General features: G+C 47.3%; 14 protein-coding genes. 7 read left to right on the top strand and 7 right to left on the bottom strand.

Going from position 1 to position 18,855, the window contains the following annotated elements; genetic code table 11:
• Window positions 1-35 precede the first annotated feature (35 nt).
• Entirely contained in the window at window positions 36-557 is a 522-nt protein-coding gene (gene fldB, locus EST55_RS00760) for a flavodoxin FldB (protein ID WP_129496551.1), read from the top strand.
• 3 nt (window positions 558-560) lie between these two features.
• A complete protein-coding gene (locus tag EST55_RS00755) occupies window positions 561-2,966 on the top strand; it encodes a zinc-dependent metalloprotease (RefSeq protein ID WP_129496169.1) in 2,406 nt (801 codons plus the stop codon).
• A gap of 19 nt (window positions 2,967-2,985) precedes the next feature.
• On the opposite strand, the gene EST55_RS00750 is transcribed toward EST55_RS00755, so the two are convergent.
• The 3 genes from EST55_RS00750 to EST55_RS00740 form a co-directional block, all read right to left on the bottom strand.
• Window positions 2,986-3,378, bottom strand: coding sequence for a hotdog domain-containing protein (locus EST55_RS00750; RefSeq protein WP_053952867.1), 393 nt, complete (start codon window positions 3,376-3,378; stop codon window positions 2,986-2,988).
• A gap of 52 nt (window positions 3,379-3,430) precedes the next feature.
• Window positions 3,431-5,629, bottom strand: coding sequence for an alpha/beta fold hydrolase (locus tag EST55_RS00745; protein WP_240665233.1), 2,199 nt, complete (start codon window positions 5,627-5,629; stop codon window positions 3,431-3,433).
• 177 nt (window positions 5,630-5,806) lie between these two features.
• Window positions 5,807-7,936, bottom strand: a complete 2,130-nt coding sequence (locus EST55_RS00740; protein WP_129496167.1) for a TonB-dependent receptor — start codon at window positions 7,934-7,936, stop codon at window positions 5,807-5,809.
• Between the two features lie 154 nt (window positions 7,937-8,090).
• Here EST55_RS00740 and EST55_RS00735 point away from each other — a divergent pair, with 154 nt between their 5' ends.
• Window positions 8,091-9,737, top strand: a complete 1,647-nt coding sequence (locus EST55_RS00735; RefSeq protein WP_129496166.1) for a M28 family metallopeptidase — start codon at window positions 8,091-8,093, stop codon at window positions 9,735-9,737.
• A gap of 119 nt (window positions 9,738-9,856) precedes the next feature.
• Window positions 9,857-11,560, top strand: coding sequence for a lysophospholipid acyltransferase family protein (locus tag EST55_RS00730; RefSeq protein WP_129496165.1), 1,704 nt, complete (start codon window positions 9,857-9,859; stop codon window positions 11,558-11,560).
• Here EST55_RS00730 and EST55_RS00725 read toward each other — a convergent pair.
• Together EST55_RS00725 and EST55_RS00720 are read right to left on the bottom strand one after the other, a co-directional pair.
• Complete coding sequence (locus EST55_RS00725; RefSeq protein ID WP_129496164.1) at window positions 11,542-12,243, bottom strand: UDP-2,3-diacylglucosamine diphosphatase; 702 nt, start codon at window positions 12,241-12,243, stop codon at window positions 11,542-11,544. The two genes, EST55_RS00730 and EST55_RS00725, sit on opposite strands and share 19 nt — an antisense overlap.
• A 2-nt stretch (window positions 12,244-12,245) precedes the next feature.
• Window positions 12,246-12,743, bottom strand: a complete 498-nt coding sequence (locus tag EST55_RS00720; protein WP_129496163.1) for a peptidylprolyl isomerase — start codon at window positions 12,741-12,743, stop codon at window positions 12,246-12,248.
• Between the two features lie 116 nt (window positions 12,744-12,859).
• Here EST55_RS00720 and cysS point away from each other — a divergent pair, with 116 nt between their 5' ends.
• Both cysS and EST55_RS00710 read left to right on the top strand, forming a co-directional pair.
• A complete protein-coding gene (cysS, locus tag EST55_RS00715) occupies window positions 12,860-14,239 on the top strand; it encodes a cysteine--tRNA ligase (protein WP_129496162.1) in 1,380 nt (459 codons plus the stop codon).
• Between the two features lie 21 nt (window positions 14,240-14,260).
• Complete coding sequence (locus EST55_RS00710; RefSeq protein ID WP_129496161.1) at window positions 14,261-15,805, top strand: leucyl aminopeptidase family protein; 1,545 nt, start codon at window positions 14,261-14,263, stop codon at window positions 15,803-15,805.
• Between the two features lie 77 nt (window positions 15,806-15,882).
• Here the strand turns inward: EST55_RS00710 and EST55_RS00705 are convergent, their stop codons facing one another.
• A complete protein-coding gene (locus EST55_RS00705) occupies window positions 15,883-16,485 on the bottom strand; it encodes a Yip1 family protein (RefSeq protein ID WP_088769387.1) in 603 nt (200 codons plus the stop codon).
• 197 nt (window positions 16,486-16,682) lie between these two features.
• On the opposite strand from EST55_RS00705, the gene miaE reads away from it, so the two are divergent.
• A complete protein-coding gene (miaE, locus tag EST55_RS00700) occupies window positions 16,683-17,465 on the top strand; it encodes a tRNA isopentenyl-2-thiomethyl-A-37 hydroxylase MiaE (RefSeq protein WP_129496160.1) in 783 nt (260 codons plus the stop codon).
• Window positions 17,466-17,483: 18 nt separating this feature from the next.
• On the opposite strand, the gene EST55_RS00695 is transcribed toward miaE, so the two are convergent.
• A complete protein-coding gene (locus tag EST55_RS00695) occupies window positions 17,484-18,767 on the bottom strand; it encodes a dicarboxylate/amino acid:cation symporter (RefSeq protein WP_129496159.1) in 1,284 nt (427 codons plus the stop codon).
• Between the last annotated feature and the right edge of the window lie 88 nt (window positions 18,768-18,855).

Raw genomic sequence — 18,855 nt, 5'->3', positions numbered from 1 at the left:
ATCGTTAACTGAAGGTCAAGGTGTAATCTATGTCACTGCAAATTGGTTTGTTTTACGGTTCTACCACCTGCTACACGGAAATAGCTGCCGAAAAAATACAGCAAGCCATTGGTGAAGATATTGTGACCTTGTTTAATATCAAAGACACCCCGCTTAAAGACGCCGAGCAATTCGACATTCTTATTTTGGGTATTTCTACTTGGGATTTCGGTGAGTTGCAGGAGGACTGGGAGAGTCATTGGGACGATATTAACGACGTTGATCTCCGCGGAAAGATTGTGGCGCTTTACGGTATGGGCGACCAGGAAGGCTACACCGACTGGTTCCAAGATGCGCTCGGAATGCTGCATGACGCTATTGCTGATCATGGCTGTAAACGCATTGGCTTTTGGCCCAACCAAGGTTACGACTTCGCCGCTTCTAAAGCATTAACCGCAGATAACTCGCAGTTCGTCGGCTTATCTCTGGATGAAGACTCACAATATGAGTTATCTGATGAACGTATTGAACAGTGGACAACACAAATATTAGAAGAAATAGCAGAACAACTGGGATAAACCATGCGACACATACTCTTAATTTGCCTGCTTGCTTTAAGCAGCTTTACCTCGTTCAGCCAAGCGGCTGAGCAGAAGCCTCCGGCAACCATTGAAGCTTTTACCGAGTCCTTTTCGAAACAGGACGGTTTTTTTACGTTTTATCATGATCAGAAAAATGGCAATTACTACCTTCAAGTGCCCAAAAATGGTCAACAGTTTATATTCCAAACCAGTCTTCCCTGGGGGTTGGGCTCCAACGACATTGGTTTGGACAGAGGTCAGTTAGGCGAAACCCGCTTATCGTCTTTTCATATTGAAGGCGACAAAGCGTTACTGATGCAGCACAACACCAATTATCGTGCGCAAACCGAGAACGTCGCGGAACGTCAAAGTGTGAATGAAGCTTTCGCAGACGCGGTACTTTACGGTTTTAAGATTGTTGCCAACAGTGACTCGTATGTGCTCATCGACTACACACCCTACTTATTCAGCGACGTACACGGCGTAACCCAACGCTTGGCGGGCACCGAACAAGGGCAGTTTAAAGTCGATACTCAACGCTCTGTCGTTTACCCAGAGCGCAGCAAAGCCTTTCCTGAAAATACCGAACTGGAAGCAAAAGTGACCTTTGTTGGTGAAGGTAAAGGTCGCTGGGTACGCGAAACCGCTGCAAATGCAGACGCTTTAACCCTGCACTTGCACCACTCTTTTATTCAACTTCCGGATGCCGGCTACTTGCCACGTGAATTCCATACTAACAGCGGCTTCTGGTCACACAGTTTTAAAGACTATGCCGCTCCACTTGGCGAGTCTATGACGGTACAATACATTCCGCGCCACCGTTTGCAGAAACAAGATCCGATTGCGTCTGAAAGTGAAGCGCGCCAACCTATCACTTACTACCTCGATCCCGGTGCGCCCGAGCCAGTTCGTTCTGCTTTATTAGAAGGCGCAAAATGGTGGCAGGAAGGTTTTGAAGCCATTGGTTATGACAATGCGTTTCAGGTAAAAATGCTGCCAGCAGACGCCGACCCTATGGACGTTCGTTATAATGTTATTCAATGGGTTCACCGGGCTACCCGCGGATGGTCTTATGGCTCTTCTGTTATTGACCCACGCACCGGTGAAATCATTAAAGGTCACGTCACCTTAGGTTCACTGCGTGTGCGTCAGGATATGAAAATAGCATCGGCTTTGCTCGCTCCTTTTGTTGAGGACAAGCAAGCATTAAAAGAAGCCGTTAAGGAAATGGCGTTAGCTCGTATTCGCCAGTTAAGCGCTCATGAAATTGGTCATACATTAGGTATTGCTCATAACTTTGCCGCCAGTACAGCGGATCGCGCCTCGGTTATGGACTACCCTCACCCCTTGGTTAATTTGACGACCGAAGGCACCCTAACACTGGCGGACGCATACGATGTCGGATTAGGTGTATGGGACAAGCAAGTCATTGCTTACGGTTACAGTGACTTCGGCGGTATGCCATCCGCTACCGAGCAGTTAACTCGTATTTTGGATAAAAACAAATCATTAGGGCTGGGCTTCATCTCAGACAGAGATGCACGACCTACCGGTGGCGCGCACCCGACGGCTCATTTATGGGATAACGGCAGTAATCCGGTTACCGAGCTGGAGCGCTTACTAACCGTCAGAGAGCAAGTGCTTAATAATTTCAGCAAAGCGTTTCTTAATGACAATGAACCTTTGAGCCGGTTGCAGGAGTTTTTCGTTCCCGTCTACTTATTGCATCGTTACCAGACCGAAGCAGCGGTCAAATGGCTTGGCGGTGTCAACTATGAGTATTATCTGGCGGGTGATAATACGGACAGATACCAAGCGGTTGGAGGCTCGCGCCAGCAGTCAGCTCTTTCTCAATTACTCAGAACCATTAGCGCCGATACGTTAGCCGTACCAGAGCAAATACAACAATGGTTAGTGCCGTTGGCCTACGGCGAAAGCGACTCACGCGAGCGGTTTAACGGGAGGACGGGATTAATTCCAGATCCTGTTAGCATGGCTGCAAGCGCAGCGAACCATTCACTGCAATTAGTACTGAACCCTCAACGCTTAAACCGCTTAGTACAACAACATAGTGCTGACAGTAATGTACCTTCACCGGCAGAGGTAAGCTCTCAGGTTTTCAAGCAGGTCTTTAACGACTGGAACGAAAACACGAAAAGCCCATTGCATCAGCGACTTGTTACCACAGCAGTGAACGCGCTTATCAAGACTGTTCAGAGCAGCAGTTTGGCGCCTGAAAGTCGCTTGCAAGTCATGTCAGAAATAAAACGTATGAAAGAAACGCTAGCCGCAAATGGCAATCGTTTTGCAACACAGCTTGCTGCCGATATTGACGGCTTTATAGAAAATGGTGAATGGCCGAAAAGCTATGAGCCTGAAGCACTCCCTCCAGGCTCACCTATCTAATGAAAAGTGGCAGGGTTGCTTACAGCGACCCTGCAAAATCGTCCAGTTCGTCCTTCGTTTTACCGTGAGCCGTTGGCTTACGAGTTTCAGGGTCAATGTGAACAAAGACGATATCGTCGGCCGTACAGATATTTTGCTTGGTATGTTTATTACGCACTAAGCACGTAATAGCCAATGAAGTACGCCCGACCGTTTTCACTTCCAGACCGAACTCAACAACGTCTCCCTGAAATGCTGAAGTTTCAAAAGTAATGGCACCAATGTGTTTCGTTACCAGGCTTTTAGCACCTAACTGGCAGCTGGCAAAGATGTAAGCCTCTTCATCAATCCACTCCAGAATACGGCCACCAAACAGTGAGCCGGCAAAGTTAAGATCATTAGGCATTACTAAACGGCGAGATAAAAAGCGCATAACCACTCCTTTGTTGAGAACTCTTTCGAGAAGGATATGCGCATATTATAACCTATTGTTCGCCAATGGTTTGTTGAAAAAATTGGGCGATCATCGAGTAGAGATGAATTTTTGTATGACGTCCGTTAATGGAGTGCTTCTTACCCGGGTAGTTCATCATTTCAAATGGCTGCTCATTGTCCTGCAACTGCTTATAGAGTTTGGTGCTGTGCGTGAACAATACGTTGTCATCAGCCATGCCGTGGTACATCAACAAGTCACCTTTAAGACCATCTGCGTATGGAAACACCGACGCAGCCTCATAGTTTTCACCTTCATCAGGCATGCCCATAAAACGCTCGGTGTAATGGGTGTCGTACAAGCGCCAGTCGGTTACCGGGGCTCCGGAAACCCCGGCGCTGAAATGTTCAGGCGCTTTAAACATCGCCATCAGTGTCATGTAGCCGCCGTAGCTGTGCCCATAAATACCAATACGACTTCCATCCACATAGGGCAATGACTTAAGGAAAGTCGCTCCGGTTACCTGATCCGTTACTTCCGGCGAGCCCATGTTTTTATAAATAGGTGCTTCAAACGCTTTGCCACGGTTATCCGAGCCCCGGTTGTCTAATGTAAAGACAATAAAGCCCTGCTGCGCCATATACTGAACAAAATGGTTGCCCCAGCTTTTCGTCACCCGCTGCGCTCCCGGTCCTCCGTACACATAGACCATCACCGGGTATTTTTGGGTTTTATCAAAGTCCGTCGGCTTGGTCATTTTGTAATACAGCGTTTGTCCGTCTTCAGCCGTTAGCTCACCGAATTCCGGATAACTCCAGTCTCGCATGTACTCAACAAGCGGGTGGTTTTTGTCTATTCTATTTTCCAAAAGCCACGCCTGACGCTCTCCCGTTGGGCCGTGTAAACTGACTTGCACTGGCTGTTCAGGCGATGAGAACGTATCAATATAGCGGTGAAACGTCGATGAAAACTCAACGTCGTGCATACCTTCTCGCTCAGTAATCTGCGTTGGGTTATTACTGGAACCACTATTTAACTGAGCTCGATACAAATGACGTTCAAGTGGACTTTTCCGACGTGCGGTGAAATACAAAATACCAGAGCTTTCATCAACCGCTTCCAGTTCATCGACCATCCAGTCACCTGAAGTGAGCTGACGAATTAACGAGCCATCCAGTCGGTACAAGTACAAATGCTTGTACCCACTGCGCTCTGATGCCCAAATGAAATGGTTGTTATCTTCCAAAAAGTACAGGTCATTATGAAGATTAATCCAGGTATCTGAGGTTTCTTCGACCAGTACGTTTTGCTGTTCCGTATCGACATTAAAAAGGCGCAAAGCCAACTGTTGCTGGTCACGACTTTGCCATTGGTAACTCAACCTCTCGCTGTCATTCAGCCAGTTGACCCGAGCTAAATACCCGTCCCCCAGCTCATCTAATCCAAGCCATTTAGTACGCTCGTCTCCCAGGTGATAAACGCCCAAGTCGATATTGACGTTATCAGCACCAGCAAACGGGTAGCGCTGTTTAATAACTTTCACTTCGTCTGCGTATATTTCAGTTCGGGTCGCCACAGGTACAGGGCTCTCATCGACTCGAGTTAAGGCAATAGCCGACTCGTCGGGCGACCACCAATACCCTGTCATGCGCTTCATTTCTTCCTGGGCAACAAATTCCGCCATACCGTATTTGACTAACCCACCACCTTCAGTAGTTACTGCCGTCTCTTTTCCACTCGCTAAATCGATATAGAAAAGGTTTTGATTTCTAATAAAAGAAACGAAATTTCCTTTTGGGGACAAACGGACATCGGTTTCAAACGCTGCCGTTTCGGTCAAGCGCTTCACCTTGGTGCTTTTCACCGAATAATAAAATATGTCGCCGTTGTAAGGAAACAGTATGGCATCGCCATTATATGACCAACTGTACTCGATAATGCCCGTTCCGCTAATACGTTGACGTTCCCGGCGAGCCTTTTCCTCGTCAGACAACTCTTGCGAGCTGGACGTTAAGTCATTAGCAGCGACCAGTTTTGTGTGCTCTGCTTTTTTAATGTCATAGAGCCACAAGTCATAACGATCCGGGTTCGCTTCACTGCCCTTTAAGTACGACAAGTAATTGTCGCCAGGCGCGAAGCGCAAAGACCGCGGCTTTTCACCAACCAAAGACGGCGCACTAAACAAACGCTCTATTGTAAGTTTCTCGGCCGTTGCCGACGTACTTAAAACGACACAAAAAACACCAATCAATGAGGTGACAAAGCGGGATTTAATAAACAAAACAGCTACCTTAAAGTGACTTGTTAAACAGCTGTTAACAATGATAGCAAACTGACAATGAAATGTCGGTGACTGTGCGGTGAACTGACGGGAAAATACTGTCACTAGAGCACCGCCACTAAAAAGCAGTGGCGGTGTAGTCGGGCTTTAGAAAGTAATAGACACTCCTGCCTGGAACTGACGCCCCATTACCGGAGCCTCTTCTTTTAAGTAAGAACTATGCACTAAGCCGAGCTGATTGGTAAGGTTTTCCCCCTTCAAATAAAGGGTCGCACCATAATTTGCCAACCAGTTTGGATACATGCTTACGCGTGCATTTAACAGGCCATAAGCATCTGTTTCTGACTCGTTCACTGCCACCTTATCCTGAGAGAAATAACGCGTGTAACCGAGAGAGCCATCCCAACTTTGCGCCTGATAGCGAACTTCAGCCCCCAGACGTTGAGCCGGAATTCGAGCTAAATTACCACCGTCACGCTGTTTCGCGCGAGTGTAGTCACTGAAACCATGGACTGACCAAGCGTCACTTAATTGCCAATCTAGCTCAAGCTCATAACCGTAAAGCTCCGCATCTAACTGATTAAACTGAACTACCTGTAAGGCTTCGGCATGAGCGTGATCTTCTTCAGAGTGTTCTTCTCCCTGATGTTCATCATGATCTTCATCGCCATGAATCTGCTCACTGGTTATGCCAACAAAGTCATCATAAATAAAGTCATCAACACGGTTATAGAACACATTAAAATTCGCATGAAACATGTCAGTTTCATAATGCACACCAAGGTCCAGGTTATTCGAGCGCTCCGTTTCAATACGATGCTCTGCCGTTTCTATGTGGTATTCACCGGAGGCTTCTTCATGCAGTTCATAGCCAAGTCCTAACTCATAGGTACGAGTCGCAAAATGGTTGCCGTTGGAAAACACTTCCGTGCCACTCGGTGCTCGCTCAGCATGACTCAAGTTAACGGATACAGATGTGTGCTTATCAAAATGATACAAATAACCCGCCGAGGCAGAAACCGCACTGAAGGTATTGAGCTGCCAGTCTTCACTGGCTAACGACGTACGTTCATAACGCGCACCTAAATCAACATGGTGATCACCAAATTCCTGCTCAACCACCCAGAAAAGCCCTTGCGTTCTGCGGGAAGTATCCGGTGTGAAGGCTTCTTCACCAATGGCTGACTTGTCACTAATGTCCCACTGCCAACCGATAGCACCAGACCAGCCCGCTAACGTTTGGTGACGTGCCGTTAAGCGAACTTCTTTCTGCTGATTTTCAAACTGGGTTGCGACGAAGTCTTCTTCGATTTCCTGATGTTGATAATCAGTAAGAACGCCTCGAAAATCCACTTGCTCAATACCGCTGAACGGACTTCTCCACTGACCCGCAAGTTGAACGCGATCTTGCTCTAAATTTGCGTAAGGACCATGAGCCTCGGGCAACTCTTCTTCATGAGCTTCTTCTTCGTGCCCTTCCTCATGGTGAGCATGTCCTGGAATACCATAGTCTTGCGACAGTCCCTGATAAGACAGTCCAAAAAAGCCGTTATCAAATTGATAACTTACACCCAGTGTTCCGCCCTGAGCTTCAACAAAACTGTTTTCAACGGAGTCAACGCGCTCGCCTTCATCATTGATAAAGGACGCCGTTTCATAGTCATTCGCATCTCGTACAAACGCATCAGAATAAAGCGCCCAGGTGCCATTACCTACTTGTAGGTCGTACGATGCTTCTTTGTTGTCATTATTTGACGACAACGAGCCATTCACATTACCTTGCAACCCATAAACCGGTTCGCTCGGAATGCGGTTGTCGACAACGTTGATAACCCCGCCAATAGCACCACTACCGTATAGAAGCGTTGCCGGCCCACGCAAAACCTCTATTTGTTCAGCCGTGCTGGTTTCTGTTGTCACTGCATGGTCCGGGCTTCCGCGGGATACGTCACCGGTGTCTAATCCATTTTGGGTGATTTTGACGCGTGGACCGCCAAGCCCACGTACAATAGGACTCCCGGCTACATTGGCAAAATGTGTGTTGTTAATTCCGGGTTCGGACGACAACGTCTCACCTAAACTGTGTGCGTGTTTTTGTTTAAGCTCATCACCCGAAATAATGCTGACGGGTTGCGTCGATTCTAAAGCGGTTTTTCCTAATGGGTTTGCCGTTATGGTGATAACCTCAGTGGGGTCCGGATGCTCATGCTCCTGGTCTTGCGCCAATGCCGTCGATGAAACAGCGAGAATAGCTAAGGTTAAAGTATTCAACTTCATGACAAATTGCCCTTCTTGATTGTGTTATATTATAACATTACGTAAATCAGGAACATTTTGCAACACTCTTTTGCTGAGAATCTATGGTTGAATAGTGCTCGCTCAGGTACAATCAATTCGATTCTCGAGAACAACTACAATCAGAGGACAGCTCATGAAACTTTCTCGTATCCTTGCACCCGCGGCGCTTAGTCTATTTGTTGCCGCTTGCGGAGCACCGGAAACTCAGTCGCAAACCGTTGATGTCAGCGCAAAAGAAGCCAACATTCGCTCACACCTTGAGTTTTTAGCTGACGACGATCTTAAAGGCCGCCAAACCGGCAGCGAAGGTCATGAAATTGCGTCGAACTATATCGTTTCTGAATTTAAACGCCTTGGCTTAGAACCAGCCGGCGATGATGGCACTTATTATCAGCGCATACCGTTTCGCAAAAGCACATTAAAAGAAAACAGTGCGTCAATGACCTACGAAGTAAACGGTGAAACCGTAGAGTTCGATTTCCCGAAAGAGTTTATTACCGGTCCAAGTCATTACAGCGAACAAGATCAAGTATCTGCACCGCTGGTTTTTGTTGGTTACGGTATGGAAGCGCCTGAGTTTGGTCTTAATGACTACGAAGGTTTAAACGTTGAAGGTAAAATTGTTGTCATGTTGACGGGGCGTCCAGAGTTTCTGCCAAGTGAAGAAGGCGCTCATTTGTCTAACATTAAGTCTGACATTGCTCGCGAGAAAGGCGCTATTGGTATTATTACCTTGCATACGCCAGTGCGTGAAGAAGTCCGTAAATACGAAACCAGCGTTTACTACACCAAAACCCCGCGCATGACTTGGTTAGGTCCAAATGGTCTTCCTAAAGGTCAGGAGCAGCAGATTAGCGGAACCGCATACTTAGACGACGAACCTGCAAAACGTTTGTTTGCCAATGCGCCAACTGAGTTAGAAACTATTTTTACCAAAATTCAGGAAGATCCGGATTTCTCACCGAAAGGTTTCGACCTGGAAGGTAAAGTGACGTTAAAGCGTGAGTCTCGCCATGAAGAGATTAGCAGCCCTAATGTCGCCGCTGTTTTGCCTGGCTCTGACGAAAAACTGAAAGACGAATACGTTCTTTACACCGCGCACTCTGACCACATTGGTGTGATTAAAGACATGAGCCGCGAAGATAACATTAACAACGGCGCCATGGATAACGCCAGTGGCGTTTCCGTTATGCTGGAAACCGCACGGTTGTTTGTTGAGTCAGACAAAGAGTTTAAGCGTTCTGTCATGTTTCTTGCGGTAACCGCTGAAGAGAAAGGCTTATTAGGCGCAGACTACTTCGCTAATAACCCAACCGTTCCTTTAAATAGTATCGTCGCTAACGTAAACCTGGATATGCCAGTATTACTTTATGACTTTGCTGACGTTGTTGCTTTTGGTGCATCGCATTCAACCCTCGGCGAAACGGTCAGTAAAGCGGCTAAAAAGTACGACACAACTCAAAGCCCTGATCCAATGCCTGAACAGGCGATTTTCACTCGCTCTGATCACTACACTCTGGTTAAGAAAGGCATTCCTGCTGTGTTCTTAATGACGGGCTTCAATTCTCGTACCGAAGGTGAAGACGGTGGTGAAGTTTGGGGTAAGTTCTTCGCTGAACATTATCATAAGCCAAGTGACGGCCTGAGCTTAGACATTAACTACGAGGCCGGTGCTCGCTTTACCAATATCAACTTTGCTATTGGTGAAGAAATTGCCAATGCCGCACAACGTCCACAATGGTTGGAAGACTCATTCTTTGGAAAGCAGTTTAACGACTAAGACGTCTCGAATAGTCAGTAAAAGGGAGCGGTTTAGCTCCCTTTTCTTTTTAAGGTTCACAAAACTGTCACTCAACCACCTTACAGTCAGGCTTACAAGTAAAACTTGGAGCTTGTACTATGTTATCGGTCGAACAGGTTGTTAATAAAAAACTCCCCAATTTAAAAAAGACACCATGGCTTGAAAAGTCAGCGACGTGGTTTTTACGCCACCTATTACATGAAAAAGATATCCAACAATTTACCAACAGCCTACCACCGCTTGATGGCATCGATTTTGTTGAGCACGTACTGGATTATTTTAATTTCAACTACTCCTACTCAGCCAAAAATCTGGACAACATTCCAACCGCGGGTCGCCTGATCATTATCGCCAATCATCCTATCGGTTCGCTCGATGGGCTGGCACTTCTAAGATTAGTTAGCGAAGTGCGCGGCGATGTCAAAATTGTGGCGAACGACTGGTTAACAGAGCTAGAGCCTCTCAAACCGATGTTACTACCTGTTAATGTCTTTGGTGAAAAGCCACAACCCAGTGATCTCAGAAATATTCGGGAGTACCTGCATAGTGAAGGCTGCGTCATCATTTTTCCTGCTGGTGAGGTCTCTCGATTAAGGCCTAACGGTATTAAGGATACACGCTGGGCGGCAGGCTTTCTGAAAATAGCTAAGTCAACACAAAGCGATATTCTGCCCATTCGTCTGAGTGCTCATAATTCAGCCTGGTTTTACACTGCGTCTATGGTTTATAAGCCACTGGCAACCGCCTTGTTAGTGAAAGAAATGTTTCGGCAACAGAAAAAACAGGTTCACTGTGACATTGGAGAGAAAATTCCGTTATCCGCTTTTAATCAGCCAACTATAAATTTAAATCAACAAGTTAAGTTATTTAAAAAACACCTTTACCGAGTCGGCTCTACAAAGCCCACTATTTATCCCACCCAAACCGCAATTGCCCGACCGGAGCCAAGGCAACCACTAAAAGCGGCCATTGAATCCTGTGAGCTTCTAGGTGAAACCCATTGTGGGAAAAAAATTTACCTATACGAATTCAGCGGAAGTTCTCCCATTCTAAGAGAAATAGGCCGTTTGCGGGAAGTTGCTTTTCGAACCGTTGGTGAGGGCACCTGGAACCGGCGCGATCTTGATGAATACGATACCTGGTACATGCATTTAATCTTGTGGGATCCGGACGATCTTGAAATTGCCGGAGCTTATCGTCTTGGCGACTGTCGGCAGATTATCCAAAGTAAAGGTTGTGACGGCTTATACACCAACAGCTTTTATCGCTTTGAAGAGGGTATGAAACTCATTTTCGAAGAAGGGCTAGAACTAGGGCGTTCTTTTGTCCAGCCTCGCTACTGGGGAAAACGCAGCTTAGAATACTTATGGGTTGGTATAGGCGCCCTACTTCGCAAGCATCCGCGTTATCGTTACTTATTTGGCTCGGTCAGTATCAGCAATGCGCTGCCTAAAGATGCTCAGGCGGCTTTGGTTTGTTTTTATTCAGCACACTTCCCACCGTTTAAGCCACTAGCAACAGCCAACATCCCTTATCAGTCAACTCAGGCGTCAACGACGCCCACGTTCTCTGGTTCCAACTATTCAGAAGAGTTCTCACAGCTCAAAACCTACTTGGCCAATATCGGGTTTTCCATACCGACGATGTACAAGCAATACTCGGAATTATGTGAAAAAGGTGGGGTTCAGTTTTTGACCTTTGGTATTGACCCGGACTTTAATAACTCCATAGACGGTTTTGTTCTAGTGGATATACACAAACTTAAGGATAAAAAACGGAAACGCTATCTAGAAACTCGGTAGACACTGGCCTGGGTGTACCAGTCGCCTAACACAACACGTTTTGCCGGCGTGCCATCGTTAAGCTTAAAGCTGTGTATTGCAGGGCGGTGAGTATGCCCATGAATAAGTTCGTTTACCTGGTGCTTTTCCATAACATCCAGCACGGCTGGGTGCTGAGCATCCATTTGGTAAAGCTGCTCAGGCGTCAACTGCGGACGCTGGCTGTTTGAGTTTTGCCTTAATTTATTGGCAATACGCATACGCCAGGCCAAAGGTAAGCTTCGTAACAAACCAGTCACTATCGGATTCTGAATGACGCGCCGATATCGCAAATAGCCTTTATCCAAAGTGCACAATGTGTCACCGTGCATCAATAAGACACGTTCGCCATAAAGGTTAATTACCGTTTCGTCTGGCAGTAACGTCATACCGGTTTCAGTGGCAAAGCGCTCGCCAACCATAAAGTCTCTATTGCCCGCCATGAAATAAACTTTCACGCCAGAATCGCTGAGTTGCTTAAGTTGCGACTTTATTTGAAAGGCAAAATCACTGCTGTCGTCATCGCCAAGCCAGGCATCGAATAAGTCGCCTAAAATATACAAGGCGTCTAAGTCTGTGCTGTGCGCACAAAAGTTCGCAAAGGCGTCCAGAATATCCGGACGCCCGGGACTTAAATGTAAGTCTGCGATAAACGCCGTTGTCATTGTTAGTCGTTAACAGACACTTTTTCGATAATCACGTCTTCAACAGGCACGTCCTGATGGAAACCTGCAGACCCCGTCTTCACGTCTTTAATGGTGTTTACAACATCCATACCGTCTGTGACTTCTGCAAACACGCAATAGCCATAACCGTTTGGTGTTTCATTCTGGAAATTCAAGAAGTCGTTGTTGTTCACGTTAATGAAAAACTGTGACGACGCTGAGTGAGGATCTGGCGTACGAGCCATCGCTACCGAGCCAACGACATTCGGTTTAGCCGTTGGCGCTTCGTTCTCAATATTGTCGCGCGTTTCTTTTTGTTTCATACCCGGCTCAAAACCACCGCCCTGCACCATGAAGTTACTGATCACACGGTGGAAAATGGTGCCGTCGTAAAAACCGTCACGAGCGTACTGCAAAAAGTTATCAACGGTTTTAGGAGCCGTATCGTCGTGCATTGCTAAGGTAATATCGCCAAAATTTGTGTGTAAAATGACCTGCATTTTTTCTACCTGTTTCCTGTAACAAACCAGCCGATAGTGTACCAGAGGCAAGGCATCGGTGGTATCATAGGCGCTTTATTTTCACTCGTAACGGCAGAGAATTAAGAGATTTCATTATGGCAATCACCCTTTTTAATACCCTGACACGCAAGAAAGAGTCATTCGAGCCTATTCAGCCGGGGCACGTTGGCATGTATGTCTGCGGGGTCACAACGTACGATTATTGCCATATTGGTCACGCCCGTACTTATGTTGCGTTTGATATTGTCGTGCGCTACTTGCGCAAGTTGGGTTACAACGTCAGTTATGTCCGTAACATTACTGATCTGGACGATAAAATCATCAAGCGAGCAGCCGAGAACGGCGAAGACTTTCAGGCACTGACGTCACGCTTTATTGATGCCATGCATGAGGACTTTGACGCATTAAACTTGCTGCGCCCGGACATTGAACCCACAGTCACCGGACACATGGACGAGATTCTGAAAATGATTCAGGATCTTATCGACAGTGGAAACGCCTATAAAACCAACAGCGGCGACGTTTTGTTTGATGTGTCTACCTTTAAAGAATACGGAAAACTCAGTCGCCAGGACCTCGAGCAACTGCAGTCTGGCGCTCGAGTCGATGTCGATGAAGAAAAAGACGACCCGCTTGATTTTGTCTTGTGGAAAGCGGCGAAAGCCGGTGAGCCGAGTTGGTCATCGCCCTGGGGTGAAGGCCGCCCAGGCTGGCACATTGAGTGCTCCGCCATGAACAAGAAGCACTTAGGCACCACCTTTGACATTCACGGTGGTGGTTCAGATTTGGCATTCCCACACCATGAAAACGAAATTGCGCAGAGCTGCTGCGCGAATCATTCAGACTATGTAAAGTACTGGATGCATAGCGGCATGGTACAAGTGAACGACGAAAAAATGTCGAAGTCTTTAGGCAATTTCTTCACCATCCGCGAAGTATTAAAAGCCTATGATGCGGAAACTGTGCGCTACTTCTTACTGTCGAGCCACTATCGTTCACAGCTGAATTACACCGAAGAGAACTTAAACCAGGCGCACTCGGCTCTTGAGCGTTTGTATACCGCTTTACGGGATATCGAGCCGAAAGAAGCTTCAGATGATCTACGCAGCGGGTACTGGGGGCAGTTCCAAAACGCAATGGATGACGACTTTAATGCGCCAGAAGCGATGAGCGTGCTATTCGATATAGCCCGTGACATAAACCGTCACCGCGACTCCGACGCAGAAAAAGCGTCACAACTTGCGTATATTTTAAGAGAATTTTCAGACGTTATGGGGCTACTACAACGCGACCCCAACGAATTTCTTCAAGGCGACGATGACGACGTTGCCAAAATTGAAGCGCTTATCGCCAAGCGAAACAATGCGCGTGCAGAAAAAAACTGGGCCGTAGCAGACGAAGCTCGTGACGAGCTGACTGCTATGGGTATTGAATTAGAAGACGGTCCTGAAGGCACTCGCTGGCGTCGCGCTTAACCATTTAGAAATGAGGTATTTATGGCATTTCCAAAATTAGACGTAGTCAGCTCACTTGCTGACGCTTATTCAAAAGACGGCACTGATGCACTGATTGTCATTGGTCACTTTGACACTATTGACGACTCAGCGTTAGCGGAAAAAATTGCACAAGCAAAAACAACCGACCAACGCGTTGGTCGCGATGTATTATTGCTCCAGGCTGAAGGTGTTCCTGGTCAGCGCTTAATAACCGCCCCAACAGGTCCGCTTAACCGTGACTTTGACGATGTTCGTCAGGTCTTCGATGCAGCTCATAAGGCGGCCAAAATTGCTCAAGACGCCGGTGCCCGTCATCCGGTGATTGCATTAAACAATGTTGATATCAATGACACCCGCTACCAACAGGCGTTTTTAGCGGCTTACTTAGGTGTCTGTCAGTCACTGTATCAACCGTTGGAAGCTCGTGAAGCGCACGGCGAAGAAGCGATTGAGCCAACAGAAAACGTGACTTTGGTTGGTGAACTCGATGCTGACTGGGCCATGGCTGTTGAAGCAGGCAAGCGTGTTGCCCGCGACTTAGCAGGTACGGAGCCTGAGCGCATGGCGCCACCTCGCTTTGCAGAATACTGCCGTCAGGCATTCGCGCATACACCGGTGAAAGTTAGCGTTATCGACGACTCTCAGCAGTTACAACATGAGTACCCGTTACTGGCAGCTGTTGGCCGTTCATCGATGGCGGTTGAGCGCCATCGTCCCTGCGTCATTCGTTTGGAGTACCACGGTAGCCAGCCAGAACGCACCGTTATGTTTGCCGGTAAAGGCATTGTCTATGACACCGGTGGTGCTGACTTAAAAACCGGTGGCCACATGGCCGGTATGAGCCGTGATAAAGGCGGTGCCGCTGGTGTTGCTGGCTTCATGAAAACCGTCGCTGAACTACAACCCGAACATCTGAACGTTATTGCTGAAATTGGTGCGGTTCGCAACAGCATAGGCTCTGACGCTTTTGTCGCCGACGAAATTATTACCGGCCACAGCGGTAAGCGTGTTCGTATCGGTAATACTGACGCTGAAGGCCGTTTGATAATGGCGGATTTGCTGTCTCACTTACGTGAAGAAGCGGCACAGGCAGACGGTGAGCACGAACTCTATACCGTCGCTACATTAACTGGGCATGCAGCGCTGGCCAAAGGCCCCTACAGTGCACTGGTTCCTAACGGTCATGCTCGTCGCCAGAAGTTACCAGAGGCGTTATTTGAAGCGGGTGAAACCTATGGCGATCCAACGGAAATTTCCTGGTCACGCCGCGAAGACTTTGACTTTGTGAAAGGACGTACCTTGTGCGATGACTTGCTGTCTTCTAACAATGGTCCTTCAGCAACTACCCCGCGCGGACACCAATTCCCAATGGCATTTTTGGTCGGTGTGTCTGGTTTGGATAACCACGGTATTGATAGCTCGCGTCCGTTAAGTTACATCCACGTCGATATTGCCGGCAGCGGAGTAGAAGGCGGCGATTGGCAACACGGGAAGCCAACGGCAGCGCCAGTCACTTGCCTGGCAGGTCATTACCTTAAGAAGTAAGCACCTGTCGCTTAAATACAAAAAAGCTCGGATACCATTACGGTCCGAGCTTTTTTATTGGTATTAAGCGGTTTTAATTATCCGGACACAAACTCTGGCCCAAAGCCGTTTGTCCACAAGATAGCAGTTGTTACCATCAGCACCACCATAGCGATTAATCCGGCAGTCACAACTGAACTCGCGTATAAAAAGCCACGCTCTTCAGGAATGTGCATGATAACCGGCAGACCCGAATACAGCAGGTAAACCGAGTAGGCAACGCCGCCCAGGAAGACTAACGCCACAAACCACAACTCAGGGTACAATGCCGCAATACCCGACATGATCACCGGTGTTGCAGCATAAGCGGCAAGCTCCAGCGACTTGGTGTAGCTAGGATCCGCCCCAAACGTTTTTGCCATCCAGTAAATAAGATAGGCCAGTGCGAAGGTTGCTGCGATAATACCAACGTACATTGCGACGGCAAGCATAACCGCACTATTTTCTGCAAGATAGATTGCCTCGCGTGCACCGACACTCCAGCCAATCTTCGATGACGCATAAAATGCAGCAAGACATGGTAGAATAGCGACCAGTAATGTGTGAGAGCATGAATACATAAAGCTTTCACGCTTACTGTCGATGGTTTTCCATTCTTGTACCGGGTGTGCGTACAAACCCCAAATGTGATTCAGTATCATAACTTCACCTTCCCCGTAATACGCGGTCATACCGCCCAATTCTTAAATACGTTATAATTATTAGATTCAGGTACTGCTGAAAAATTCACCCATGTGACTAATATTCAGCACTCAACTAACACTGTCAAGCATTTTTGATATAACTATAGTTCAGTTTTGTTAACATTTTTAACCAATTTAACCGGGGAATGTCCGTTTTGAATACCGCTGTTGTGTCGCCCTATCTAACACTGCTTGAGCCCATTAATGATTTTCTAATATGTCCAACTCCTAAAGAGTGGATACACGAAGCTGCGAAAACAGAGAATTTGCCCATCATCTTATTAGACCACCTCCACTGCGAGCTTAAAGCCGCTCAGAGTGCCGCTCTGCTGTTACGCCGGTACGCGGTATCAGAAAGTCATGGGCAGCTACTTCTTGACGCACTCCAGCCCTATGAGGATTTAGTTTACCGAGGCGTTGGCACGTTACATGATGTGCAAAAAAGCAAACAGCTCTCTCACGCCTTAAAAGCGGCTGAGTCGCAGCCATTTGCCGATAACATAATTGAGCGGATGTCGCGCTTAATACGCGAAGAGCTGCATCACTTCCAGCAAGTTTACGAAATTATGGAAACCCGGAATATTCCGTTGCAGAAGTTGACAGCATCCCGTTATGCCAAGCAGTTGCTACAAAAAGTCAGAACTTACGAACCTGAAGCCCTTATTGATAAACTGATTATTGGTGCACTTATTGAAGCACGTTCTTGTGAACGCTTTGCGGCTCTGGCTCCGCACTTAGATGAAGATATTGCGCGTTTTTATGTGTCTTTGCTTCGCTCAGAAGCTCGCCATTATCAAGACTATTTAGAGCTGGCACAAAAGCTAAGCGATACCGATATTAACGACAGAGTGAATCAGTTTAGGGAGTGGGAAGCTGAATTGATTCGTTCAGAGGATAGTGAACTGCGCTTTCATTCGGGAGTACCGGCGTACGCTTAATGCGCACGCCGGCTTTACTTAAAGTTCTTCTAATTTCTTACCGGCATTCTCGTCATAGTAGACTTCTTCATCAAAGTCATTCTCTGAACGTGCCACGACCGTACTGACCATTGCATCGCCAGTGACATTGACCGCAGTCCGGGTCATATCAAGTAAACGATCAACACCGATTATTAAGCCAATACCTTCTACCGGCAGACCGACTTGCTGTAGCACCATTGTCAGCATAATTAAGCCAACCCCCGGTACACCAGCGGTACCTACTGATGCCAGAGTCGCCGTCAGAATAACCATTAAGTACTCAGCAATACCCAAGTCTAAACCGTAAACTTGAGCAATAAATACGGTCGCCACGCCTTGCATTATCGCTGTACCGTCCATGTTTATCGTGGCGCCTAATGGTACAGTAAACGAACCAACGCTATTGCTGACACCTAAACGACGGGTGACCGTTTCCAGCGTAATTGGCATGGTGGCGTTACTGCTGGCGGTACTAAACCCGAATAACTGCGCGTCACGCATTTTCTTCAGGAAAATACCCGGTTTGACACGAGCCAGTACACGCATGAACAGCGGGTAGACAATAAGACCATGAGCAATCAGCACAAAGAGTACTAACAGGAAGTATTTGGCCAGGCTGCCTATCATTTCTACGCCAATTTCGGTGAATAGCTTCGCCATCAACGCAAACACGCCATAAGGAGCAACTGCCATCAGTATGACAACCAGCTTCATAATGACCGCATTTAAGTCGTCAAAAAAGCCTTTCAGACGCTCACCCGGTTTGCCGACAAGAGCCATAGAAATACCAAACAGCAGTGCAAATATAATAATTTGCAACATATTGCCCTCGGCCATGGCATTAATTGGGTTGTCAGGGAATAAGTTAATAATGACTTCGCTCACCGACGGCGCCTCGCTCGCTTCAAAGGTCGCCTCTGAAGAGCGCTCAATACCAGAGCCCGGCTGCACTAGCACTGCTGAGAATATCGCGAAGCTGATGGCGATAGCGGTCGTTATCATATACATGCCCACGGCCTTGCCGCCTAAACGCCCTAACTTACTCGGGTCACTCAGCGAGCAGGTTCCCACCACCAGTGACACAAACACTAATGGCACAACCAACATTTTCAGCGAGGTGATAAAGATTTGACCAACAACATCAAACAAGCCGTTGGTTAAATACAGTGACACCCAGGCGTTGTCGCCGGCCACGTAACGAATGATGGTACCGAGAATGATCCCAGCGACCATGCCAATAACAATGCGGCTTGTCAGGCTGAGTTTTTTCTTTTCGCTCATAAGCGTCCTTTATTATTCATTCTTAAAAACTGCGATAGACTACCAAAAAGTTGCCCGCTGCGCAGCTTGGTTATTGTAAGCGGCGTTT

This window comes from Idiomarina sp. 29L (assembly GCF_004123135.1).
In the GTDB taxonomy this organism is placed as follows: Bacteria; Pseudomonadota; Gammaproteobacteria; order Enterobacterales; family Alteromonadaceae; genus Idiomarina.
Note: the sequence above shows the minus strand (reverse complement) of the source record. Positions and strands in the feature narration are given on the sequence as shown.